Consider the following 22,915-nt stretch of genomic DNA (forward strand, 5'->3'; position numbering starts at 1 on the left):
TTATCCTTTGACCGCGCCCGCCATCAGGCCACGCACGAAATAGCGGCCGGCGAGCACGTAGACGAGAAGGGTGGGGAGTGCGGCGATCATCGCCGCCGCCATGTTGACGTTGTATTCGACGACGCCGGTCGAGGTGTTGACGACGTTGTTCAGCGCCACCGTCATCGGCATCGCGTCGCCTGTGCCGGCATAGGCGGAGGCGAACAGGAAGTCGTTCCAGATGTTGGTGAACTGGTAGATCACGGTGACGACGAAGATCGGCATCGAGTTCGGTAGCATGATGCGGCGGAAGATCTGGAAGAACGATGCGCCGTCGACCTGCGCGGCCTTCACCAGTTCGGTCGGGAACGCCTCGTAATAGTTGCGGAAGAACAGGGTGGTGAAGCCGATGCCGTAGACGACGTGGACGAACACCAGGTTGACCGTCGGATTGCCGAGGCCGAAGCTGGTGCCGAAGGTGTTCTGCAATGTCACGCCGAAGCGGCCGAGGCTGCCCAGGATCGTCGCCATCGGCAAGAGCACCGACTGGAACGGGATGAAGCAGGCAAACAGCATCAGCCCGAACACCAGCGTCGCGCCGCGAAAACGCCATTTGGTCAGCACGTAGCCGTTCAGCGCACCCAGCATGGTCGAGATCAGCACGGCCGGAACCACCATCTTGATGGAGTTCCAGAAATAGCCCTTGATGCCGGCGCAGGTGAGGCCAACGCAGGTCTCCCCCCAGGCCTTCAGCCAGGGGGCGAAAGTCGGCGCCTTGGGCAGCGACAGCATGTTGCCGTTCTGGATCTCGTCCATGGTCTTGAACGAGGTTACCAGCATGACGAACAGCGGCATCAGGTAGAACAGCGCGAACAGCGCCAGCAGCCCGTAGATGACGATGCGGTTGACGAGTTTGACGTTCATGCCGCCGGAGGAGGGGCGGGCGGGAGTGGCGACAGCACTCATCGCGGCTTCTCCCTGAGTTCGGAATAGAGATAGGGCACGATGATGGCGACGATGGTCATCAGCATGATCACGGCACTTGCCGAGCCGACCGCCATTTCGTTGCGCTTGAAGGTGTATTCATACATGAAATTGGACGGCAGCCAGGCCGAGCCGCCGGGTCCGCCGCTGGTCAGCGCCACCACCAGATCGTACGACTTGATGGCAAGGTGCGCGAGCACGATGAAGGCCGACAGGAAGATCGGCCGTAAGAGCGGAATGACGATGCGGCGGTAGAGCTGGAAAGTGGTGGCACCGTCGATCTGCGCCGCCTTCATGATCTCGCCGTCGATGCCGCGCAGCCCGGCCAGGAACATCGCCATGATGAAGCCGGAAGCTTGCCAGACGCCGGCGATGACCACCGTGTAGATGACGAAGTCCTTGTTCTTGATCCAGTCGAAATGGAAGCTCGTCCAGCCCCATTGATGCAGCGTCTGCTCGAGGCCGAGACCTGGGTCGAGGAACCATTTCCAGGCGACGCCGGTGACGATGAAGGAGAGCGCCATCGGGTAGAGGTAGATCGGGCGCAGCACGCCTTCGCCGCGGATCTTCTGGTCGAGCAGGATGGCCAGGAACAGGCCGAGCGCCAGGCAGATCAAGATGTAGAGAAAGCCGAAAATGCCCATGTTGGTGATCGACGTGTACCAGCTCGATGGCGGGTCGGTGTCGAAGGTCCAGCGCCACAATCGCTGATAGGCGCGCCCGCCCGTAATGGCGTAGGAGGGGAAGGTCTTGGAGTTGGTGAAGGACAGATAGATCGTCCACAGGATGAAGCCGTAGACGAAGACGATGGTGATGGCGAAGCTAGGCGCCAGCACGATCTTGGGCAAGGCATCCTGCAGGCGCGAGCGCACCGAGGCGCGTGACCGTTCCGGCGTCAGTTTGATCTGGGTTGTCGCTACACTGCTCATGGGGGTCCTCCCGTCGGCTTCCGGCCGATCGGCCTCAGAGACCGGGAACCTTCCCCGCCGGAGCGGGGAAGGTGTTTTGGTGCGTAACGCTTACTTGGCGTCGTCGATCGCCTTGACCAGTTCGGTCACGGCTTCGTCCGAGGTCTTGATCTGGCCGTGGACGAACTTGGAGACGACGTCCTTGTAGGCATTGGCGACAGCCGGAGGCGCGCCGTAGCCCTGGGCCAGCGAGCCGAACAGCGTGCCGCCTTCATTGGCCTTCTTCAGGTCGGCGATGCCCTTCTTGCCGCAAGCGTCGAAGTCGGTGTCAGGCACGTCGGTGCGGGCCGGAACCGAACCCTTGACGACGTTGAAGGCCGACTGGAAGCTCTTCGACAGAGTGGCGGTGGCCAGAGCGACCTGGGCGGCCTTGCGGTCGTCCGGGACGTTGAACATGCCGAACATGTCGGAGTTGTAGATCACCGAGCCGTCGGTGCCCGGGAAGCGGTAGCAGAGGAAGTCGGTGCCCGGAGTCTTGTTGGCGGCATGGAATTCGCCCTTGGCCCAGTCGCCCATGACCTGCACCAGCGCATCCCCCTTGATGACCATGGCGGTGGCGAGGTTCCAGTCGCGGCCCGAGAAGTTCGGGTCGACATAGGTGACGAGCTTGGCGAGGTTGTCGAACGACTTCTTCATCGTGTCGGACTTGAGCGATTCATCGTCCAGGTCGTTCATAGCCTTCTTGTAGAACTCCGGCCCGCCGGTCGACAGCACGACGGAATCGAACATGGTGGCTTCCTGCCAGTTCTGGCCGCCAAGCGCGAGCGGGGTGACGCCGGCCGCCTTGGCCTTGTCGAGCAGGGCGATGAAGTCGTCGAAGGTCTTCGGCTCGGTGCCGCCGATCTTGTCCATCACCGCCTTGTTGATCCACAGCCAGTTGACGGAGTGGACATTGACCGGAGCAGCCACCCACTTGCCGTCATAGACGGAGAATTTCTGCAGGGCGGCCGGAACCGACTTGTCCCAGCCTTCCTTCTTCGCCGTCTCGGTGAGATCGCCCATGACGCCGGCCGCGGCATAGTCGAGCACGGTATAGCCGAGCATCTGCGAGGCGGTCGGGTAGTTGCCGGCCGCGACCATCGCCTTCAGGGCGGTCATGGCGGCATCGCCGCCGCCGCCGGCCACCGGCACGTCCTTCCAGGCATAGCCTTCCTTGGCGAGATCGCCCTTGAGCACGTTGAGGGCGGCGGCTTCGCCGCCCGACGTCCACCAATGCAGCATCTGCACTTCCTTGACGTCTTCCGCATGGGCCGCGAAAGCCAGGCCCGATGCGAGCGCCGTTCCGATAAGCAGTTTGCGCAACATGTACTTCCTCCCTTGTTGCATTACACGACCGGTGGCAGCCCACCGGGTTCTTCCCAACTCAGCCGACCCACCATCCGGTGCGCTGGCCGCGATGAAACTGGATTGTCTTTTCCTCGGTATAGTCCTCGACGGCGCGCTTGCCGAGTTCGCGGCCCAGGCCCGACTGCTTGTAGCCACCGAACGGCAGTTCTGGATAACCTTCCATGAACGTGTTCACCCAGACCGTCCCCGAACGCACGCCCCGCGCCACCGACATGCAGGTGTCGATGCTGGCGCTCCACACACCCGCCGAGAGACCATAGGGCGTGTTGTTGGCGATGTGCAACGCCTTTTCAATCGTTTCAAAAGTCAGCACCGAGAGCACCGGCCCGAACACTTCCTCGCGGGCGACGGCCATGTTTTCGGTGACGTTGCGTAAGATCGTCGGGTCGAGATAGTGGCCGGCATTGGAAGGCAGTTGCGCCCCGCCGCTGTAGATGCTGACGCCGTCGCTCGCGGCTGCGGTCACGTAGTCGGTCACCTTGGCCAGATGGTCGGACGAAATCATCGCGCCGACCTTGGTCAGGTCGTCAAGCGGGTCGCCAACCGTTACCTTGGCCGCCAGCGCCTTCACGGCGGCCAGGAAATCGTCGGCGATCGCCTCGTGCACGATCAGCCGGCTGCCGGCATTGCAGCATTCGCCGGCATTGAAGAAGCCGCCGAACACCGCTGCATCGGCGGCGGCGGCTAGATCGGCGTCGGGGAAGACGATCTGGCCGTTCTTGCCGCCGAGCTCCATCGAGACCTTCTTCAGGGAATTCGAGACCGAGGCCATGGTCATCTTGCCGACACGGGTGGAGCCGGTGAACGAAACCATCTCGACCAGGGGATGGCTGACCATCGGCGCGCCGACATCGCTACCCAGACCGGCGAGGATGTTGACGACGCCGGCGGGCAGGCCGGCCTCGATCAGGATGTCGCCGAGAACGAAGGTCGAGGCCGATGTCATCTCGCTCGGCTTGACCACCGCCGTGCAGCCGGCGGCGAGCGCGAAAGGCAGTTTCTGGCTGACGATCAGGAACGGAAAATTCCATGGCGTGATGATCGAGACGACACCGATCGGCTCGCGCAGCACGACGCCCAGCATGGTATCGCCGAGATTGGCGTAGCTCTCGCCGTGCAGCGTGCGGGCAAGCGAGGCGGCATAGCGCCAGATGTCGACGGCGCCGCCGATCTCGCCGCGCGCCTGGGCGATCGGCTTGCCCGATTCCAGCGCATCGAGCCGGGCGATCCCTTCCAGCCGCGCCTCGATCAGGTCCGCGGCCTTGAGCAGGATCGCGGCACGCTCGGCTGCCTTCATGCGGGGCCAGGGGCCGGTTTCGAACGCCTTGTGCGCGGCCTGCATCGCCGCTTCCACCTCAGCCTCGCCGGCCTGAGCATAATGTGAGACGGTGAAGCCGTGGCCGGGGCTCCTGCGTTCCAGCACTCGGCCGTCGCGGGCATCGACATGCTTGCCGTCGATCAGCAGCTTGTATGCTTTCGGCGCGGCGGCAGCCTCGGCCGGCATGGAAATCTTCAGAGCTGCATTCATGTGATTTCCACTCTGTCCTAGGAACGCGAAAAGACGGGCTTCTGCCTTATCTTAAAGGCGTCGACGCCGGCCTTGAGATCCCCGGTGAGCGCAATGAAGCCGCTGGCAAGGGCTTCGGTGGCGGCAGCGCTTTCCTCGCCTTCGGCAACTGCGATCATCAGCTTGGCGGCTTCGGTCGCCAGCGGGCCGCGCTGGGCGATCTTTTCGGCCCAGGCCCTGGCTTCATCCGACGCCTTGCCGGTCTCGACGACGCGGTCGACGATGCCTAGCGCAAGTGCTTCGGCGGCCAGGAAAATCTCGCCGCCGAGAGCCATGCGACGCACCGTCTGCGCGCCGAAGCGGCGCACCGCGCGTTGCGTGCCGGACCAGCCGGGGACGACGCCGATCGAAGTTTCGGGAAAACCGAGCTTCGCCTGGGTTTCCGCCACACGAAAATCACAGGCGACGGCCAGTTCCAGCCCGCCGCCGAGCGCATGGCCGGACAGAACGGCGATGGTCGGTTGCCGCAGCCGTGCCAGCCGGTCGAAGACCCGATGGCCATAGCGCACCCATTGCACCTGGAAATCGGCGGCACTCATGCCGCCCCAGGCCTCGACATCGCCGCCGGCGCAAAATCCCTTGCCTTCGCCGCACAGGAGAACGACGCGCACGTCTTCGGCGCTTTCCGCTTCATCCAGCGCCGCCTCCAGCGCGCGCAGCATCGGAATGTCGAGCGCGTTGAATTTTTCCGCCCGGCGCAAGGTAATGACCCCAATGGCGCCATCCTGCTCGAAGGTGACGAGGCGTTCAGCCATGCGCGCCTCCGAGCGCGGCGCCGCCATTGAGCGACAGGCCGATCGGCCGATCCTGATAGAGCGCGGCCGGCGTCACCTTGAGGTCGTTGGCTACATTGAGCGGGATCTCGGCTTGACCAAGCACATCGCGCTCGAGGTCGACGCCCGGCGCCAGTTCCGTCACCATCAGCCCGTCCGGCGTCAGCTTCATCACGCAGCGCTCGGTGACATAGGTGATGTCCTGTCCCTGCGCGACGGCGCGCTTGCCCGAGAAGGAGATGTGCTCGACCGCCTCGACGATCTTCTTAACCTTGCCTTCCGCGTCGATGCGGATGCCGCCATTGGCGAGCGACAGCTTGGCGCCGGCATTGAAGAAACCGGAAAACACGATCTTCTTCGCCCGCGCCGTGATGTCGACGAAGCCGCCGGCCCCGGCGGTGACATGCGGTCGCGCCGAAAGTTTCGAGACGTTGACCGAGCCGTGGCGGTCGATCTGCAGGAAGGACAACAGCGAGGCGTCGAAGCCGCCGGCCTGGAAGTAGATGAACTGGTGCGGCGAGGGCATGATCGCCTCGGCGTTGGAGGCGCAGCCGAACTTGAAGTCGAGCAGCGGCACGCCGCCGACGGCACCCTGTTCGATCACCCAGGTGACCTTGCCGTGCTGGCCTTCTTCCAGGAGGATGCGTGGCACGTTGGCCGAGATGCCGAAGCCGATGTTGACGGCCATGCCGTCGCGCAACTCCATGGCGACGCGGCGCGCGATCACCTTCTGGACGTTCATCTCCGCGTTGCGGAAGCTCGACAGCGGCCGGAAGATCTCGCCCGAGATCGCCGGATCGTAAGGCGTCAGCGTCGTCTGCAACTGGTCCGGCGCCACCACGATATGGTCGACCAGCACGCCGGGCACGCGCACGTCGTGCGGCTTCAGCGTGCCGTTCTCGACGACGCGCTTGACCTGCGCGATGACGATGCCGCCATTGTTGCGGGCGGCGAGCGCCTGTTCCAGCCCGCCGAGATAAGCGCCCTCATGCTCGTAGGTCAGGTTGCCGCGCTCGTCCGCCGTGGTGGCGCGGATGATCGAAATGTGAGGGACGATGGCGCGGAAATAGAGCCACTCCTCGCCGTCGAATTGCTGCACCGAGACGATCGGCTCGTTCGCCGCGTCGTTCATGGCGCAGCCCTGGTGGCGTGGGTCGGCGAAAGTGTCGAGCCCGATCTTGGTCAGCACGCCCGGCCGCTTGGCGGCTGCTTCGCGATGCATGTCGAACAGGATGCCGGACGGCACGTTATAGGCGGCGACCGAATTGTCGCCGATCATCTTCCAGATCTGCGGCGGTTCGGCGGACGAGGGGCCGGACGGATAGGAGCCGCACAGCGTGCGCTTCAACAGGCCGGGCTTGGCCAGATGATCGATGCCCTTGATGCCATACATGTCGCCGGCGGCGATCGGGTGCAGCGTGGTGATGTCCTTCGGATGGCCTTCGCTGTCGAAGCGTTCGCCGATGGCAGAGAGCACGGCGTCGGGACAGCCAAGGCCGCTCGACGACGAGACCGAGACGACCATGCCGTCCTTGATCAGGCTGGCTGCCTGCGCCGATGAAACGACCTTGCTCAATTCATGCTCCCGAGTTTCGGGTCGATCTTGAAGGCTCTGGCGAAATTGCCCGATTGCAATGCCGCCTCGGCCGTGGCGAGCGGCCGGATCATGCCGGCGCCACTCAGACGCCACTTGATGCTCATACCGCGCCTCCCGCGGGCCGGTTCCGCGTGCGGCGATCCGGACCACAGCTTTCCCTGACCACGAGATTGACGGCGCCGATATGGTCCTCGGCGCGCGTGGTGCGCGATTGGATCATCTTGAGCATGACATGGGCGGCGCGTTCGCCGAGGCCGGCGGTGTTGACCGCGACGCTGGTCAGCGCCGGCACATAGTGTTCGGCCTCGACCACATCGTCGAAGCCGACGACGGCGAAATCCGCGCCGGGCTCGAGTCCGCGCTTGCGCAGCGCCAGCATGGCGCCGAAGGCGACGGCATCGTTGAAGCAGAGCGCCGCGGTCGGCGGCTCGGCCAATGCAAACGAGGTTTCCAGGCAAGCCATGCCGCCCTTGCGGTTGGTCTCGCCCTCGATGACCAGAGCGTCGCGGGCAGCGATGCCGAGCGTCTCGCAGGCCTCATGAAAGCCGCCCAGGCGCTCGTGGTAGACCACCAGGTCGGACGAGCCGCCGAAGAAGGCCAGGCGGCGATGCCCCTTGCCGATGAGATGAGCGGTGGCGAGATAGGCGCCACGATGATTATCGGGGGTGATCACCGGGATGCGGCTTTCCGGCAAGCGGCGCATGGCGAAAACGACAGGCACGCCCGCCAACTCCAGCCGCCGGAAGGCGCCTGGCGTGGTGCCGCGCGCCGGCGAAACGATGAGGCCGGCGACGCCTTGCTCCATCAGGGATTTCAGGACCTCTTCCTGGCGTACCGGATTCTCCGCCGTATTGGCGATGAACGGCACGATGCCGGCCGACTGGAAGACGCGCTCCATGCCAACCGCCAGTTCAGCGAAGAACGGATTGGTGAGATCGTTGATGACCATGCCGATGACGTTGGAATGGGCCTTGCGCAGGTTGGCGGCGCCGCGGTTGTAGACATAGCCCACATCCTCGATCGCCTTGCGAACCTTGACCGCGGTCTCGGGACGGATCAGCCCGCTGCCCTGGAGCACGAGCGACACCGTCGATTTGGACACGCCTGCCTCGCGGGCAATGTCGAAGATCGTCGCCTTGGCCCGGCTGGCCATCCCGATGTCTCCTCCCGGTTTTCTCGATCAAATTTATTGGAACGTTCTAATCACTGGGCCATGGGTGAGTCAATTGGGTTTCTTTCTCCATCGGAAGAGGCGATCATACGTGCTCTAACAACATGCAGGTCAAGGCGCTTGGTGTTGCGACGCAGCAATGGTGCTGCGGCGCGCTTCGAATCTTAAAGGTCTTGATTTATTGGAACGTTCCATTTATTAGGCGCGACCTCAGGGAGAGATCGATGGATATTGCCTTGCCTGGCGAGGGTGGCCGCAGCCGCCGCTACGCACTTGTCGGACAGCCCGTCCAGCCAGACATCGGCGCGCGGTTCCCGCGCATCGCCTTTGCCGCCGCGCATGTCGTTGCCGATCCTCTGGGAATGACCGATCCGTGGTCGCGGCCCGTTGTCGACTGGGACAGGACGATGGCGTTTCGTCATCATCTGTGGCGGCTCGGCTTCCGCATCGCCGAGGCCATGGACACGTCGCAGCGCGGCATGGGTTTCGACTGGACGAATGCAAAAGAACTGATCCGCCGTTCGATCGCGGAGGCGCGCAGCGTCGCCGGCGCCGATCTCGCCTCTGGCGCGGGCACGGACCATCTGGCGCCGGCGTCGGCCAGGACACTGGACGATGTGATCGCCGCCTATGAGGAGCAGTTCGCTTTCATCGAAGGGCAGGGCGGCAAAACGATCATGATGGCCAGCCGCGCGCTCGCCGCCGTCGCCAAGGGCCCGGACGACTATGCCTTGGTCTACGACCGCATATTGGGCCAGGCCTCCGGCAAGGTCATCCTGCACTGGCTGGGCGACATGTTCGACCCGGCCTTGAAGGGTTATTGGGGCAGCGACGATTTCGAGGCCGCGCTCAATACGGTGGTTGCCATCATCGAGCGGCACGCCGACAAGGTCGAAGGCATCAAGATATCGCTGCTCGATGCAGGCAAGGAGGTCGCGCTCAGGAACCGGCTGCCGGATGGTGTGGTGATGTTCACCGGCGACGACTTCAATTATCCCGAACTGATCGCTGGAGACGGCAAGCGGCATTCGCACGCGTTGCTCGGCATTTTCGACGCGATCGCTCCGGTTGCCAATGCGGCGCTGGCGAAGCTGGCTGACGGCGATCGTGCCGGCTACGACGCGCTGATGGCGCCGACGGTGCCGCTGTCACGAAAAATCTTCGAGGCGCCGACCGAATATTACAAGGCCGGCATCGTCTTCATGGCGTGGCTCAACGGCCACCAGGACCATTTTTCGATGGTCGGCGGCATGCAGTCGGCGCGCGGCATCCGCCATTATGCCGAAGTCTTTCGCCTCGCCGACCAGGCAGGCTTGCTGGCCGATCCGGACATGGCGATTGCCAGGATGAAGAGCCTCTGCGCGGTCGCGGGCGTCTGAGCGGTACAGCTTTGCCCGTAGCCAGCCACTCGAGCGTTGTGGCTGACTCTTGCAAAACCCGCTGATCGCATCGGTAGCGCGAGCGCTCCGATGGATGATGATCGAATCCCGCACGCGCCGAGACGCTTGGCCGCCGAGTGCTTGATCTGAAAATTCGCAGCCGCGTTGAACCATTTTCTCCCTGGATGCGACCCAGCGGCGTGTACCAACACGATCCATTGAGGAGAAATTTATATGACTATCTCGAGAAGCGTCCTTCTGGCCGCCATCGCCGTTTCGGTGCTGGCCGGCTGCAAGACGACCAACACCAGGGACTGCGATAATCTGAAGCCGAACCTGACCTACCATGGCAAATGCTGCGGCGTCGGCGACACGCCTTGCCGCGACGGCAATGGCGGGCATGACAGGCCGGGCAACACCCCTGATCCGACACCGCAATGATTCGATGAGGGAATAAGGCAGTGGGGAAATCAGGGCGCGCAGCAGCGGCCAGGGCCCTACTGCCCTATCTCATCTACTCAGCCGGCTTGGATCTGGATGGTGGGCGTGACAGGGATTGAACCTGTGACCCCTGCAATGTCAATGCAGTGCTCTCCCGCTGAGCTACACGCCCATCCGAAGCCGCGCATACACCATTTTTGGTCCGGCGCGTCAATAGCAGGAAAAGAGGAAAACACGTCGTCTCACAGCAGACCGTGGACTGACGCCGGCGGCTTGCGGAAGGCGGCTCAGGCCGCCTGCAGCATCTTCTCGACCTCGTTGACGAGATCGCGCAGGTGGAAGGGCTTGGACAGCACCTTGGCGTCTTTTGGCGCCTTGGAATCCGGGTTCAGCGCGACGGCGGCGAAACCGGTGATGAACATGACCTTGAGGTCGGGGTCGATCTCGGTGGCGCGGCGCGCCAGTTCGATGCCGTCCATCTCGGGCATGACGATGTCGGTCAAAAGCAGCGAGAACGGTTCCTCGCGCAGCCGCTCATAGGCGCTGGCGCCGTTGTCGAAATCGCTGACCTGGTAGCCGGCGCGTTCCAGCGCCTTGACGAGGAACCGACGCATATCGTCGTCGTCTTCCGCCAGAAGAATGCGTGCCATGATATCCCGTCCGAATCACCCGCCCGAGCCTGCCGCCGGGGCAGCCCGTTAACCATCCTGTATATGAGGAGGTGACGGTAAACATCAAGTGAACGCGGCGAAGCATTATCCGCATTTGGCAGGGCCAGGCGCGCGGCGAAATGCTGGACACGCGGCCAGCAAGGTGGCAGTTTCATGCCATGATGCACTGGTGTTTTCGGGTTCGTTCAAATTGAAGACGGCAGCCGAGGATTTTTCGGTCTTTCCACCCTTCGAAATCCGGTCGGGCGCCGAGCAGCGCGTCCCCTTCCTGTTCAACTCGCCGCATAGCGGCCGATACTATCCCGAACGCTTCCTTGCCATGGCGAGGCTCGATCGCAACGCCATCCGCCGGTCGGAGGACTGCTATGTCGACGAGCTGTTCGGCGGCGCGGTGGCGCTCGGCGCGCCGATGCTGGCGGCGAATTTCCCGCGTGCCTATCTCGACGTCAACCGCGAGCCCTGGGAACTCGACCCGCGCATGTTCGCCGAGCCGGTGCCGTCCTTCTGCAACATCCGCTCCGCGCGCGTGGCCGGCGGGCTCGGCACCGTGCCGAAGCTGGTGGGCGAGGGGCTCGACATCTATGCGGGCCGCTTGCCGCTCGCCGAGGCGGTCGGACGCATCGAGGCCGTCTACAAGCCCTATCACGAAACGCTGAAGCGGCTTTTGACCAGGACCCATGCCCGTTTCGGCTTTGCCGTGCTGATCGACTGCCATTCGATGCCGGCGAGCATCCGGGTCGGCGACAGCGGGCTGCGGCCGGATTTCATCGTCGGCGACCGTTTCGGCATCTCGGCCACCGCGGCCTTGACCGAGACCGCGATCGGCCTGCTGACCGCGATGGGTTATACTGTTGCCCACAACAAGCCTTATGCCGGCGGCTTCATCACCGAGCACTATGGCCGTCCGGCGCGCCATCTGCACGCCCTGCAGATCGAGGTCAATCGTGGGCTCTACATGAATGAACGGACATTCGAGAAGGGGGCGGGCTTCGACGCGCTGGCCGACGACCTGACGCGATTTTCAGCCGATCTGATGGCAATGCCGGACCATCATTTCATCGACCTGCCGCTGGCGGCCGAATAAAACTCGCAGCCGGGCTCTCGGCTTAAAAAAAGACCGCATCGTTTGCACGATACGGTCGAAGTCTAGGGAGGAAACGCCCAAGGAGGGCATGGACAGGAAACCCTGTCCGAGGCTGAGGGTATTGTGCAGCGCACAAATGTCAAGCGATCACAGGTTTTTTAATTCAGAGTGATGTGGAAATTGGATCTCGATGACGTTCGCGTGACATTCTGGCAACAGTTATTGCGGCGGATAAATCGATAAACCGGCTTGTTTTGGTGGGAAAGTCGCGGCATGGCCGGCTCGGGCACGCCGCAACGCGGGAGAATCAATTGGACATCAGCATCGATTTCATGCGCCGTATCGCGCAAGCGGCGGCGGCCGAGACCTTGCCGCGCTTTCGCGCCCAGGGCGCGGTCGCCAACAAGGAAAAGGGCAGTTTCGACCCGGTCACCGAGGCCGACCGCGAAGCGGAACGCGCCATCAGGGCGCTGATATCGGCCGAGTATCCCGACCACGGCATTCTGGGCGAGGAGCATGGCAGCGAGAACATTTCCAGCCGGCATGTCTGGGTGATCGATCCGATCGACGGCACGCGCGCCTTCATCTCCGGCTTGCCGGTCTGGGGGACGCTGGTCGGGCTGACGGTCGATGGCGACGCGGTCGCCGGCATGATGGCTCAGCCCTTCACCGGCGAGCTGTTCTACGCCAACGCCTCGGGTTCGCACTATGAAGGGCCGGGCGGGCGGCGCAAGCTGACGACCCGCAAGACGACCCGGCTCGACGAGGCGACGCTGTTCACCACCACGCCGGCGCTGTTCAAGGGCGAGGCGCGCACGCGCTACGATGCGTTTGAAAAGCAGATCCAACTCGCCCGCTATGGCGCCGATTGCTACGCCTTCGCCATGATCGCCTCGGGCAGCGTCGACATCGTCGCCGATCCCGGATTGAAGCCCTATGACATCGTCGCGCTGATCCCGATCATCGAGAAGGCCGGCGGTGTCGTCACCACTTTCGACGGCGGCCCGGCGGAGAATGGTGGCGATGTGCTGGCGGCCGCGACACCGGAGCTTCATGCCGCCGCCATGGCTGCGCTGCGCGGCTGATATCGCCACTGGTCAGCGCGGTCGTATCGAACGCTGGAATTCCGCCGGCGTGCGCCCGTAGGCCTGCTTGAATGCCGCACTGAAATGGCTGTGGCTGGAGAAGCCGAGATCCATGCCCAGCGTGGTCAGATTGTCGTAGCGGCCAAGCAGGTCGAGCGCACGCGCCAGCCGCAGGCGCAGATGATAGCGATAGAGCGGCATGGCCTCGACCTGCTGGAACAACTGCGTCAGGTAGACCGGCGAGACGCCGACCTCGGCGGCAATCCCGGCCAGCGTCCAACGTCGCGACAGGTCCGAAGACAAAACGAGCTTGGCGCGGTCGACCAGCTTCTGCCTGCCCGGGCTGGCGCCCGCGACATGCGAGGTGCGCTCGCCGAGCGAGCGCCGCACCAGAGTCAGCGCAAGCGTCTCTGCCTCCAGCGTTTCGGCGACGTTGCGGCTCAGGCCGTGGCGCAGCAGCGCCACCAGCGCCTGTGCGCGCGGATCGATGCGCCGGCGCTGGCGCCGAAACGCCAGCATGCCGCCGAAGCGCAGCTGCTCCTTCGGCGCCAGCTCGCGCAACTGGCCTTCCTCGATGACGAGATCGAGGCAGGCGTCGCCGCCCTCGACGGGGTGGCTGACCCGATAAGGCTCGGCCTCGTTGAAGAACAGCAGTTGGTTGGCTTCCGCGACCGCGTCGTTGCGGCCGACATGGCGCACGAAGACACCGCGATAGGGAAACGCCAGATGCGTGGCGCCAGTGCATTCCTCATCGCTCCTGTGACGGCATGTGCCGCTGCAGACGACGTCCCTCACCCGGACGGTACCGGTGTCCAGAAGCGGCTGCACCGTGAATTGCGACATGGCCGTTGCGCTCGTCCCTCATGCCGGAAACGAATCCGGAATTGCGGATGGCAGTTTACGCAAGCGGCCTGCCCAATCCTGTCAGGAGACTTCTTCGACAGGCGCTTCTCAATCCCAAGAGCAGGTCGCTTTTCATTGAAAACGGCGACCTGCTCTTGCTTCTTGTTAGCGCCGCCTGAATTCCGCATAGGCCTGGCCGCGCGACAGCCCGATGTCCTTGAGCTGTTCATCGCTCATTTCGAGCAAGGCGAGGCGGCTTCTTCGTTTCTCCATCTGGCAGCCGAACCATCTCGCCGCCGCGACGCATTGGGCTTGCAAGGACCGCCGCATGGTCGTGGCGCGTGCTGCCGGCGCCGCGCCGGCCAGGCGCTGCGCTGCTGTGTAGTCGGCACACATTGCTCAATCCTCGCCTGCACCGGCCGCCGAGGCGCCGGCTTCGTTCAGCGCTTGCGCGCATTCCTCGCAGCAGACTTCGACGGTCTTGCCGCCGACCTTGACCCGGATCGGGTTGGCATCGAGCTGGCAATCGCAGGCGGCGCAGGTTTTCTCGGTCATGATCTCATCTCCTTGGCGTTCAATTCGACGCGGACAGATGAGCATTCCGGGGCGGCGGGGGCTGTCAGAATCTTTAGCACTTTGCCTGCCGAGGGGTCGGCTGGTGCGCTCTTCCTGACAACGGGGTGTCAGCTATGCCGGCCTGTGGAGATGCCGCGGCACCGGTCAGGCCGTTGGGTCGTCCGAGCCGGGGATGAAGGCGTCGAAGGCGGCGAGGAATTGTTCGCGGTAGAGGTCGACTTCCTGCAGGATCTCGTGCTTGGCGCCGTCGATCATCAACAGCGAACCGAGCCTCAGATTTCTGGCGTATGTTTCCACCGCCTTGGTCGAGACGACCTGGTCGGCACCAGCGGCGATGATCAGCAGCGGCACTTGGATGCGGGCCATGAAGTCGGGGTCGCTGATGGCTTCCGACGCCTTCGCCGCCGCCTGCAGCCAGCGGATCGTCGGGCCGCCGAGCGCCAGTTGCGGATATTCTTCATAGATGCGCGTGTTGCGGCGGTAGCGCTGCGGATCCGACGTCACCTTGTTGGCTTCGAAGGGCAGCGTGTGTCTTGGCCGTGGACCCCAGGCGGCATAGAGCCAGCCAAGCCCCAGGGCGCAGAAAACCGAACAGACCCGGCGCACCGTCCTGATCGAGACGGGCAGGTCGGGCAATGTCAGGAACGGCGCGATCAGCACCATGCGCCGCACGCGGTTCACCATCGACGGCGCTGCAAGCAGCGTGATCACCGCGCCGGCGGAATGGGCGAGGATGTAGTAGGGGCCACGGCAGTCCGGCAGCACGATCTCCTCGAAGAACTGCTCCAGGTCAGCCGTATAGTCGCGGAACGACCTGACATAGCCGCGCTGGCGATCGCGGATCAGCCGGTCGGAATCGCCCTGGCCGCGCCAGTCGAGGGTGGCGACGCCGAAGCCGCGGGCGGCGAGGTCGCGGATGGTCTCGAAATATTTCTCGATACACTCGTTGCGGCCGCCGAGCAGCACCACTGTGCCACGCATTGGACGCGCCACCGCCGCGAACAGGCCATAACGTATCTTCTTGCCGTCGCGCGTGGTGAAGAAGCCGCCCGTGGCGTTTTCCGGTCGCGGATTGCCCTCGACTTCGTGAAAAAAGGGTGTGTCGTGGAAAAGGTCCGTCATTCGGCGCTTCGTGCTTGGCGTCTTCGGGTGCCCGCCTGATAGGGCCGGCCCGTCAAGGTGATAGACGCCAATGCGTCAAAAGCAAAGGAATTCCGGGTGCGGCAAGACCGGCAACGGGGAAGGCCGGAAGCCGCTCGAAGGCGTGCTTCCGGCCCCTGTCGATCCGGGAGGAAGGGACGTTAACACCCGGTTCGGCCTCGTTGCGGATGCATGGGAAGTCAGATTTCCAGCGCCGCTAGTCCTTGAAGTTGACTGGACCATACCAGCTTCTGTCTGAACGCGGACCGAAGCGCCGGTTCATCTGCCGTTCATCAGGGATCACCGGAGCACGAGCGAACAGACGGATCCGCCGCCAATCAAAAATCTTGAAATGGCTCAGTCCGCTTCCCAAATGTCTCCTGCGGCCGCCAATGTCGGGGCCGCTGGTCCAGCCGAAACGCCGCTCACGGGTTTCGCACCGGCCATACGCAAACCATGTTGCTCAACAGGAGAACACCTCATGCGTCACGTTGATTTTTCCCCGCTTTACCGTTCGACCGTCGGCTTCGACCGTCTCTTCACGATGCTGGATTCGCTCGCGCAGCCCGATGGCGCGCAGACCTATCCTCCCTATAACATCGAGCGCACCGGCGAGGATTCCTACCGCATCTCGATGGCGGTTGCCGGCTTCTCGGATGAAGAGATCTCGATCGAAGCCCATCGCAATGTGCTGACCGTGAAGGGTGAGCGCAAGGACGAGGGCACCGGCGAAGGCTCCGAGTTGCTCTATCGCGGTATCGCCTCCAGGTCCTTCGAGCGCCGCTTCCAGCTTGCCGATCACGTTGAAGTCGTCGGCGCCGCGCTGAAGAACGGCCTGCTCTTCGTCGACCTCAAGCGCAACATTCCCGAGGAATTGAAGCCGCGCAAGATCGCGATCACCTCGGCTCCGGCCAAGGCCAAGCAGATCGAGGCCAAGACCGCTGCGTAACTCCTAAAGTCTCCTCCCGAGACGGAAGCGGCGCCGAAAGGCGCCGCTTTTTTTGTTGTCCGTGGGATCGCTGTTATCCGGCGATCAACTGGCCGAAACGATCGACCTCCTCGGAGGTGGTGGCGAAGCTGGTGACGAAGCGATAGAGCAACTCGTCCTCACCGACATGGCCGTCAAAGCCATGCGGCCTGTGCCAGTCGTAGAAGGCGGCGCCCGCCGCCTGCAGTTTCTCGGCTTCGGTGTTCTTGATCACCGCGAACACCTCGTTGGCCTGCGGCAGCCAGGCGAGCTTGGCCGTGGCCGAATCCTCGATCGCCGCGGCCAGGCGCGCGGCCATGGCGTTGGCATGCCTGGCGGTGTCGAGCCACAGCCCGTCCTTGAAATAGGCTTCGAACTGGGCCGCGACGAAGCGCGACTTCGAAAACAGCTGAGCGGCACGCTTGCGCAGGAAGGACAGTTCCTTGGCCCGGTCGAGGTCGAACAGGACGATCGCCTCGGCGCACCAGCAGCCGTTCTTGGTGCCGCCGAAGGATAGGATGTCGACGCCGCGTTTCCAGGTCATTTCGGCCGGCGTGGTGTCAAGCGCGGCCAGCGCATTGGCAAAGCGGGCGCCGTCCATGTGCAGCGGCACGGAATGGTGTCTGGCGATCGCCGCGATCGCTTCGATGTCGGCCAGGCCATAGACCGTGCCGACCTCGGTCGACTGGGTGATCGAGACGGCCATCGGCCGGCCCCAATGCACTACTTCGCCGGCGAAACGGCTGATCGCCCTGTCCAGATTGTGCGGCTCGATCTTGCCCAGGGACCCATCGACGGCGTGCAGCCGCGAGCCGCCGGAAAAGAATTCGGGCGCGCCGCACTCGTCCTCGATGACATGCGATTCGCGGTGCGCGAAGGAAATGCCGCCGGGCTTGTTGTAGGCCGTCAGCGACAGCGAATTGGCGGCGGTGCCGGTCGCCACGAAGAACACGGCGACTTCCCGCTCGAAAATCTCGTTGAAGCGCTGATAGACGGCCTGGTCAAGGGCACCATCGCCATAGGCGGTCGAAAAGCCGCCGGTATGGGCCGAGAGGCCGGCCGCAATGCTTGGGTGGGCGCCTGCCCAATTGTCGGAAGCGAAGAACATGCGTTTGCCTGTGTTGGGAAAATCGCCGGGACCTTGACCGGTTTCATGGCATGCCCGCAAGAGCCAGCCACCAGAAAACGGGTAAAGCCAGCGTCAGGCCCGCAGCGCCGTCTAAGACCGAAGCTTGCGGTTTGCGCTCGCCTCACGAAATATTGTGTCGCGGGGCGGCCAAGTTTTTTGTGAATCGGTCTTGTGTGGGTCCTGGATTTCTGTCATAAAAATTTAGGACAGTAGTGCTGTCTTATTTTGTCGCACAAAACAGGCTGGATTGGCGTATCGTTTGGGCCACTCCGGCTTTTGTCGCGAGCGACAGGTGGACGGACCAGCTCTGGCCTGTACGATACCAGATGTGAACCCAGCGGCGTGCCGCCTGGTTCGGCGATTTCGCAAGACGTGCCGCAAGGATGAAGGGCGAGCCCAAGTGCTCGCCAAGGCAAACCAGCGCCCCAGGCTGACCAATGCCCTGTGGTGCGGAACGGAGGATAGGACAATGACGGAATTGACGCTCTCTGCGACGAACGGCCAGGCCGCGCAGACGGAAGCGGCCGCCGTCAAAAATACCTCGGCCAAAAATCGCTCGACTACCGGCGGCCTGAGCGCCCAGGGCCTCTACGACCCGCGCAACGAGCATGACGCCTGCGGCGTCGGCTTCATCGTCAACATGAAGGGCGTGAAGTCGCATCAAATCGTCAAGGACGGGCTTGCCGTGCTCGAGAACCTGACGCATCGCGGCGCCGTTGGCGCCGATCCGCTGGTCGGCGACGGCGCCGGCGTGCTGGTGCAGCTTCCGGATGTTTTTTTCCGTGAGGAGATGGCGGCCCAAGGTATCGAACTGCCACCGGTTGGCCAGTACGGCGTCGGACACTGGTTCATGCCGCAGAATGAAGCGCTGCGCGCCCATATCGAGGATATCATCGCCGAATCGGCACAGTCCGAGGGGCTGCCGCTCATCGGTTTCCGTGACGTGCCGGTCGACAATTCGTCGCTGTCGAAGGCGCCTGATATCGTCGCGTCCGAGCCGTTCCACCGCCAGGTCTTCATCGGCCGCACGCCCGACATCACCGACGACGAGGAATACGAGGCCAGGCTCTATCTGCTGCGCAAGGTCATCTCGGGCCGCATCTACGCCGAGAACGACAACAAGGACATTGGCGCCTATTGCGTGTCCTTGTCGGCGCGCACCATCGTCTACAAGGGCATGTTCCTGGCCTACCAGGTCGGCGCCTATTACAAGGACCTCAAGGACCCGCGTTTCGAGACCGCGCTGATCCTCGTCCACCAGCGCTTCTCGACCAACACCTTCCCGTCATGGAAGCTGGCGCATCCCTATCGCATGGTTGCGCATAATGGCGAGATCAACACGGTGCGCGGCAACAACAACTGGATGGCGGCGCGCCAGGCATCCGTCGATTCCGAACTGTTCGGCAACAACATCTCGAAGCTCTGGCCGATCTCCTATGACGGCCAGTCCGACACCGCGTGCTTCGACAACGCGCTCGAGTTCCTGTTCCAGGGCGGCTACAGCCTCAGCCACGCCATGATGATGCTGATCCCGGAAGCCTGGGCCGGCAACAAGCTCATGGATCAAGACCGCAAGGCCTTCTACGAGTACCATGCGGCGTTGATGGAGCCGTGGGACGGGCCGGCGGCGGTCGCCTTCACCGACGGCCGCCAGATCGGCGCCACGCTCGACCGCAACGGCCTGCGTCCGGCACGCTACATCGTCACCGATGACGATCGCGTCATCATGGCTTCGGAAGCCGGCGTGCTGCCGGTGCCGGAGGAGAAGATCGTCCAGAAGTGGCGGCTGCAGCCCGGCCGCATGCTTCTGATCGACCTCGCCAAGGGCCGCATCGTCCCCGACGAGGAGATCAAGTCGGAGATCGCGACCAGGCACCCCTACAAGACCTGGCTCGCCAACACGCAGCTCATCCTCGAAGACCTGAAGCCGGTCGAGCCGCGCGCGCTGCGCAAGGATGTCAGCCTGCTCGATCGCCAGCAGGCGTTCGGCTATACCCAGGAAGACACCAAGCTGTTGATGTCGCCGATGGCGACCACCGGCCAGGAAGCCGTGGGCTCGATGGGCACCGACACGCCGATCTCGGCGATGTCGGACAAGTCGAAGCTGCTCTACACCTATTTCAAACAGAATTTCGCCCAGGTCACCAACCCGCCGATCGACCCGATCCGCGAGGAACTGGTGATGAGCCTGGTGTCCTTCATCGGGCCGCGGCCGAACATCTTCGACCTGGTCGGCAATTCGCGCCGCAAGCGGCTCGAAGTGCGCCAGCCGATCCTGACCAATGGCGATCTGGAAAAGATCCGTTCCATCGGCCACACCGAGGACCGTTTCGACACCAAGACGATCGACATCACCTATGGGTCGAGCGAGGGCGCCGCCGGCATGCAAGGCGCCGTCGAACGTCTGTGCGAGCGGGCCGAGGCGGCTGTCGCCGGCGGCTACAACATCATCATACTGTCCGACCGCCAGCTCGGACCGGACCGCATCGCCATTCCCGCGCTGCTGGCCACGGCCGCTGTGCACCACCACCTGATCCGCAAGGGGTTGCGCACCGCGGTCGGCCTGGTCGTCGAATCGGGCGAGCCGCGCGAGGTGCATCATTTCTGCTGCCTTGCCGGCTATGGCGCCGAAGCGATCAATCCCTATCTCGCCTTCGACACGCTGCTCGACATGCACAAGCGCGGCGAGCTGCCGGAAGAGGTCGACGCTTATGAAGTGGTGTCGCGCTACATCAAGTCGATCGGCAAGGGCATCCTCAAGGTGATGTCCAAGATGGGCATCTCGACCTACCAGTCCTATTGCGGCGCGCAGATCTTCGACGCCATCGGGCTGAAGTCGGATTTCGTGCAGCAATACTTCACCGGCACCGCGACGCTGATCGAAGGTGTGGGGCTCGATGAGGTCGCGGGCGAAACCGTCAGCCGCCATACGGATGGTTTTGGCAGCGATCCGGTGCTGCGCAACAGCCTGGAGGTCGGTGGCGAATATCTGTTCCGCATGCGCGGCGAGGCGCATATGTGGTCGCCGGACGCGGTCGCCACCTTGCAGCACGCCGTGCGCCAGGGTTCATGGGACACGTTCAAGGAGTATTCCGCACAGATCGACAGCGAAACGGCCCGCGCCCAGACCATTCGCGGCCTGTTCAAGATCAAGTTGGCGGACGAAACCGGGCGCAAGAAGGTGGCGCTCGACGACGTCATGCCGGCGGCCGAGATCGTCAAGCGCTTCTCGACCGGGGCGATGTCGTTCGGTTCTATCTCCAGGGAGGCTCACACCACGCTGGCACGCGCCATGAACCAGATCGGCGGCAAGTCGAACACCGGCGAGGGCGGCGAAGAGGCCGACCGTTATCTGCCGCTGCCTGGCGGCGGCAAGAACCCGGAACGCTCGGCGATCAAGCAGGTCGCCTCGGGACGGTTCGGCGTGACGGCGGAGTATCTCGTCAATTCCGATGTCATGCAGATCAAGGTGGCGCAGGGCGCCAAGCCTGGCGAGGGCGGGCAGTTGCCCGGTCACAAGGTCGACGCGACCATCGCCAAGGTGAGGCACTCGACGCCGGGCGTCGGCCTGATCTCGCCGCCGCCGCATCACGATATCTATTCGATCGAGGATCTGGCGCAGCTGATCTATGACCTGAAGAACGTCAATCCGGCGGCCGACGTCTCGGTCAAGCTGGTGTCGGAAGTTGGTGTCGGCACGGTTGCCGCCGGCGTCGCCAAGGCGCGTGCCGACCACATCACCATCTCGGGCTATGATGGCGGCACCGGCGCTTCGCCGCTGACCTCGCTCAAGCATGCCGGCAGCCCTTGGGAGATGGGCCTTGCCGAGACGCACCAGACGCTGGTGCTGAACGGCTTGCGCTCACGCGTGGCGCTGCAGGTCGATGGCGGCTTGCGCACCGGGCGCGACGTCATTATCGGCGCGCTGCTCGGCGCCGACGAGTTCGGCTTCTCGACCGCGCCGCTGATCGCGGCCGGCTGCATCATGATGCGCAAGTGCCATCTCAACACCTGCCCGGTCGGCGTCGCGACGCAGGACCCGGTGCTGCGCAAGCGCTTCAAGGGCACGCCCGAGCACGTCATCAACTTCTTCTTCTACGTGGCCGAAGAGGTGCGGGCGCTGCTCGCCGAAATGGGCTTCACCCATATCGACCAGATCATCGGCGACGCCGACCTTCTGGAAAAGCGCGACGTGATCCAGCACTGGAAGGCGCAAGGGCTGGACTTCTCGAAGATGTTCTACAAGCCCAATGCACCGCATGAGGCGGTGCATTGGACCGAGCGGCAGAAGCACCCGATCGACGATGTGCTCGACCGCAAGCTGATCGAACTGGCCAAGCCCGCGCTGGAGGCCAAGCAGCCGGTCAAGATTGAGGTCGATATCCGCAATGTCGATCGCTCGACGGGCGCCATGCTGTCGGGCGAGGTGGCCAAGCGCTTCAGGCACAAGGGCCTGCGTGAGGACACGATTCAGGTCAAGCTCACCGGAACCGCCGGCCAGTCCTTCGGCGCCTTCCTGGCGCGCGGCATCTCGTTCGAGCTCGTCGGCGCCGCCAACGACTATGTCGGCAAGGGCCTGTCGGGCGGGCGCATCGTCATCCGGCCGCCTGAAGAGGCAAGGATCGTTGCGGCCGACTCCATCATCGTCGGCAATACGGTTCTCTATGGCGCCACCGAGGGCGAGGCCTATTTCGCCGGGGTCGCCGGCGAGCGCTTCGCGGTGCGTAATTCGGGCGTGGCCGCCGTCGTCGAAGGCGTCGGCGACCATGGCTGCGAATACATGACCGGCGGCGTCGTCGTCGTCATCGGCAAGACCGGCCGCAACTTCGCCGCCGGCATGTCGGGCGGTGTCGCTTATGTGCTTGATGAGGCGGGCGATTTCGCCGAGCGCTGCAACATGGCCATGGTCGAGCTGGAGCCGGTTCCAGAAGAAGACGACCTGATGGAAAAGTTGCTGCACCATGGCGGCGACCTCGACCACAAGGGCCGCGTCGACGTCTCCGGCGACATGACCAGCCATGACGAGGAACGGCTCTACCAGCTGATCTCGAACCACGTCCACTATACGGGTTCGGTGCGCGGCCGGGAGATCCTCGACGACTGGACGGCGTTCCGGCCGAAATTCCGCAAGATCATGCCGGTCGAATACCGCCGCGCGCTGATCGAGATGGAACGCATGCGCATGGGCGTCGCGGCGGAATAGATTTTTGAGAA

20 protein-coding genes and 1 tRNA gene are annotated in these 22,915 nt (G+C 63.7%); 6 read left to right on the forward strand and 15 right to left on the reverse strand.

Going from position 1 to position 22,915, the window contains the following annotated elements:
• From FJ948_RS11425 to FJ948_RS11455, 8 genes are all read right to left on the reverse strand, one after another.
• On the reverse strand, positions 1 to 945 hold the full coding sequence (locus tag FJ948_RS11425) for a carbohydrate ABC transporter permease (protein ID WP_140704348.1): 945 nt from the start codon (positions 943 to 945) through the stop codon (positions 1 to 3).
• Positions 942 to 1,892 (reverse strand): sugar ABC transporter permease, encoded by a 951-nt coding sequence (locus FJ948_RS11430; RefSeq protein WP_140704350.1) that lies wholly within the window; start codon positions 1,890 to 1,892, stop codon positions 942 to 944. Before FJ948_RS11430 ends, FJ948_RS11425 begins: the two co-directional genes overlap by 4 nt.
• Positions 1,893 to 1,982: 90 nt before the next feature.
• Entirely contained in the window at positions 1,983 to 3,236 is a 1,254-nt protein-coding gene (locus FJ948_RS11435) for an ABC transporter substrate-binding protein (protein WP_140704359.1), read from the reverse strand.
• A gap of 58 nt (positions 3,237 to 3,294) precedes the next feature.
• Positions 3,295 to 4,806 (reverse strand): aldehyde dehydrogenase family protein, encoded by a 1,512-nt coding sequence (locus tag FJ948_RS11440; RefSeq protein WP_140704361.1) that lies wholly within the window; start codon positions 4,804 to 4,806, stop codon positions 3,295 to 3,297.
• 17 nt (positions 4,807 to 4,823) lie between these two features.
• Positions 4,824 to 5,600 (reverse strand): enoyl-CoA hydratase/isomerase family protein, encoded by a 777-nt coding sequence (locus tag FJ948_RS11445; protein ID WP_140704363.1) that lies wholly within the window; start codon positions 5,598 to 5,600, stop codon positions 4,824 to 4,826.
• Positions 5,593 to 7,194: an acyl CoA:acetate/3-ketoacid CoA transferase gene (locus FJ948_RS11450; RefSeq protein WP_140704365.1), complete on the reverse strand. Its 1,602-nt coding sequence runs from the start codon at positions 7,192 to 7,194 to the stop codon at positions 5,593 to 5,595. Before FJ948_RS11450 ends, FJ948_RS11445 begins: the two co-directional genes overlap by 8 nt.
• Entirely contained in the window at positions 7,191 to 7,319 is a 129-nt protein-coding gene (locus FJ948_RS30900) for a hypothetical protein (RefSeq protein ID WP_281405356.1), read from the reverse strand. The genes FJ948_RS11450 and FJ948_RS30900 overlap by 4 nt, the downstream gene beginning before the upstream one ends.
• On the reverse strand, positions 7,316 to 8,368 hold the full coding sequence (locus FJ948_RS11455) for a LacI family DNA-binding transcriptional regulator (protein WP_140704367.1): 1,053 nt from the start codon (positions 8,366 to 8,368) through the stop codon (positions 7,316 to 7,318). Before FJ948_RS11455 ends, FJ948_RS30900 begins: the two co-directional genes overlap by 4 nt.
• Positions 8,369 to 8,610: 242 nt before the next feature.
• Between FJ948_RS11455 and FJ948_RS11460 the strand changes: the two genes are divergently transcribed.
• Positions 8,611 to 9,765, forward strand: coding sequence for a dihydrodipicolinate synthase family protein (locus tag FJ948_RS11460; protein ID WP_140704369.1), 1,155 nt, complete (start codon positions 8,611 to 8,613; stop codon positions 9,763 to 9,765).
• A 234-nt stretch (positions 9,766 to 9,999) separates the two neighbouring features.
• Positions 10,000 to 10,206: a hypothetical protein gene (locus FJ948_RS11465; RefSeq protein ID WP_140704370.1), complete on the forward strand. Its 207-nt coding sequence runs from the start codon at positions 10,000 to 10,002 to the stop codon at positions 10,204 to 10,206.
• Positions 10,207 to 10,303: 97 nt separating this feature from the next.
• Here FJ948_RS11465 and FJ948_RS11470 read toward each other — a convergent pair.
• Both FJ948_RS11470 and FJ948_RS11475 read right to left on the reverse strand, forming a co-directional pair.
• Positions 10,304 to 10,378, reverse strand: a tRNA-Val gene (locus FJ948_RS11470).
• A gap of 115 nt (positions 10,379 to 10,493) precedes the next feature.
• Positions 10,494 to 10,856, reverse strand: coding sequence for a response regulator (locus FJ948_RS11475; RefSeq protein ID WP_006199474.1), 363 nt, complete (start codon positions 10,854 to 10,856; stop codon positions 10,494 to 10,496).
• A 163-nt stretch (positions 10,857 to 11,019) separates the two neighbouring features.
• On the opposite strand from FJ948_RS11475, the gene FJ948_RS11480 reads away from it, so the two are divergent.
• Positions 11,020 to 11,961, forward strand: a complete 942-nt coding sequence (locus FJ948_RS11480) for an N-formylglutamate amidohydrolase (protein ID WP_140704372.1) — start codon at positions 11,020 to 11,022, stop codon at positions 11,959 to 11,961.
• Positions 11,962 to 12,272: 311 nt separating this feature from the next.
• Positions 12,273 to 13,046, forward strand: coding sequence for a histidinol-phosphatase (gene hisN, locus FJ948_RS11485; RefSeq protein ID WP_140704373.1), 774 nt, complete (start codon positions 12,273 to 12,275; stop codon positions 13,044 to 13,046).
• A gap of 12 nt (positions 13,047 to 13,058) precedes the next feature.
• On the opposite strand, the gene FJ948_RS11490 is transcribed toward hisN, so the two are convergent.
• The 4 genes from FJ948_RS11490 to FJ948_RS11500 all read right to left on the reverse strand — a co-directional run bounded on the left by FJ948_RS11490 (position 13,059) and on the right by FJ948_RS11500 (position 15,587).
• Positions 13,059 to 13,889 (reverse strand): AraC family transcriptional regulator, encoded by an 831-nt coding sequence (locus FJ948_RS11490; RefSeq protein WP_140704375.1) that lies wholly within the window; start codon positions 13,887 to 13,889, stop codon positions 13,059 to 13,061.
• A gap of 165 nt (positions 13,890 to 14,054) precedes the next feature.
• Complete coding sequence (locus FJ948_RS11495; protein WP_140704377.1) at positions 14,055 to 14,285, reverse strand: DUF1127 domain-containing protein; 231 nt, start codon at positions 14,283 to 14,285, stop codon at positions 14,055 to 14,057.
• Between the two features lie 3 nt (positions 14,286 to 14,288).
• Positions 14,289 to 14,444 (reverse strand): hypothetical protein, encoded by a 156-nt coding sequence (locus FJ948_RS30250; protein WP_181173637.1) that lies wholly within the window; start codon positions 14,442 to 14,444, stop codon positions 14,289 to 14,291.
• Between the two features lie 165 nt (positions 14,445 to 14,609).
• Positions 14,610 to 15,587 (reverse strand): alpha/beta hydrolase, encoded by a 978-nt coding sequence (locus FJ948_RS11500; RefSeq protein ID WP_140704379.1) that lies wholly within the window; start codon positions 15,585 to 15,587, stop codon positions 14,610 to 14,612.
• A 499-nt stretch (positions 15,588 to 16,086) separates the two neighbouring features.
• Between FJ948_RS11500 and FJ948_RS11505 the strand changes: the two genes are divergently transcribed.
• The gene (locus FJ948_RS11505) at positions 16,087 to 16,554 is read left to right on the forward strand and encodes an Hsp20 family protein (protein WP_140704381.1); all 468 of its coding nucleotides are present in this window, start codon (positions 16,087 to 16,089) and stop codon (positions 16,552 to 16,554) included.
• 73 nt (positions 16,555 to 16,627) lie between these two features.
• Here FJ948_RS11505 and FJ948_RS11510 read toward each other — a convergent pair whose 3' ends face one another.
• A complete protein-coding gene (locus FJ948_RS11510; protein WP_140704383.1) occupies positions 16,628 to 17,680 on the reverse strand; it encodes a low specificity L-threonine aldolase in 1,053 nt (350 codons plus the stop codon).
• Between the two features lie 490 nt (positions 17,681 to 18,170).
• On the opposite strand from FJ948_RS11510, the gene gltB reads away from it, so the two are divergent.
• On the forward strand, positions 18,171 to 22,904 hold the full coding sequence (gene gltB / locus FJ948_RS11515) for a glutamate synthase large subunit (protein WP_140704385.1): 4,734 nt from the start codon (positions 18,171 to 18,173) through the stop codon (positions 22,902 to 22,904).
• Positions 22,905 to 22,915: the final 11 nt, after the last annotated feature.

This window comes from Mesorhizobium sp. B2-3-12, from assembly GCF_006442205.1.
Taxonomy (GTDB): Bacteria; Pseudomonadota; Alphaproteobacteria; order Rhizobiales; family Rhizobiaceae; genus Mesorhizobium.

Coding starts and splice junctions, on each gene's coding strand:
- FJ948_RS11425 (WP_140704348.1), bottom strand. CDS start 945: ATGAGTGCTGTCGCCACTCCCGCCCGCCCCTCCTCCGGCGGCATGAAC.
- FJ948_RS11430 (WP_140704350.1), bottom strand. CDS start 1,892: ATGAGCAGTGTAGCGACAACCCAGATCAAACTGACGCCGGAACGGTCA.
- FJ948_RS11435 (WP_140704359.1), bottom strand. CDS start 3,236: ATGTTGCGCAAACTGCTTATCGGAACGGCGCTCGCATCGGGCCTGGCT.
- FJ948_RS11440 (WP_140704361.1), bottom strand. CDS start 4,806: ATGAATGCAGCTCTGAAGATTTCCATGCCGGCCGAGGCTGCCGCCGCG.
- FJ948_RS11445 (WP_140704363.1), bottom strand. CDS start 5,600: ATGGCTGAACGCCTCGTCACCTTCGAGCAGGATGGCGCCATTGGGGTC.
- FJ948_RS30900 (WP_281405356.1), bottom strand. CDS start 7,319: ATGAGCATCAAGTGGCGTCTGAGTGGCGCCGGCATGATCCGGCCGCTC.
- FJ948_RS11455 (WP_140704367.1), bottom strand. CDS start 8,368: ATGGCCAGCCGGGCCAAGGCGACGATCTTCGACATTGCCCGCGAGGCA.
- FJ948_RS11460 (WP_140704369.1), top strand. CDS start 8,611: ATGGATATTGCCTTGCCTGGCGAGGGTGGCCGCAGCCGCCGCTACGCA.
- FJ948_RS11465 (WP_140704370.1), top strand. CDS start 10,000: ATGACTATCTCGAGAAGCGTCCTTCTGGCCGCCATCGCCGTTTCGGTG.
- FJ948_RS11475 (WP_006199474.1), bottom strand. CDS start 10,856: ATGGCACGCATTCTTCTGGCGGAAGACGACGACGATATGCGTCGGTTC.
- FJ948_RS11490 (WP_140704375.1), bottom strand. CDS start 13,889: ATGTCGCAATTCACGGTGCAGCCGCTTCTGGACACCGGTACCGTCCGG.
- FJ948_RS11495 (WP_140704377.1), bottom strand. CDS start 14,285: ATGTGTGCCGACTACACAGCAGCGCAGCGCCTGGCCGGCGCGGCGCCG.
- FJ948_RS30250 (WP_181173637.1), bottom strand. CDS start 14,444: ATGACCGAGAAAACCTGCGCCGCCTGCGATTGCCAGCTCGATGCCAAC.
- FJ948_RS11500 (WP_140704379.1), bottom strand. CDS start 15,587: ATGACGGACCTTTTCCACGACACACCCTTTTTTCACGAAGTCGAGGGC.
- FJ948_RS11505 (WP_140704381.1), top strand. CDS start 16,087: ATGCGTCACGTTGATTTTTCCCCGCTTTACCGTTCGACCGTCGGCTTC.
- FJ948_RS11510 (WP_140704383.1), bottom strand. CDS start 17,680: ATGTTCTTCGCTTCCGACAATTGGGCAGGCGCCCACCCAAGCATTGCG.
- gltB (WP_140704385.1), top strand. CDS start 18,171: ATGACGGAATTGACGCTCTCTGCGACGAACGGCCAGGCCGCGCAGACG.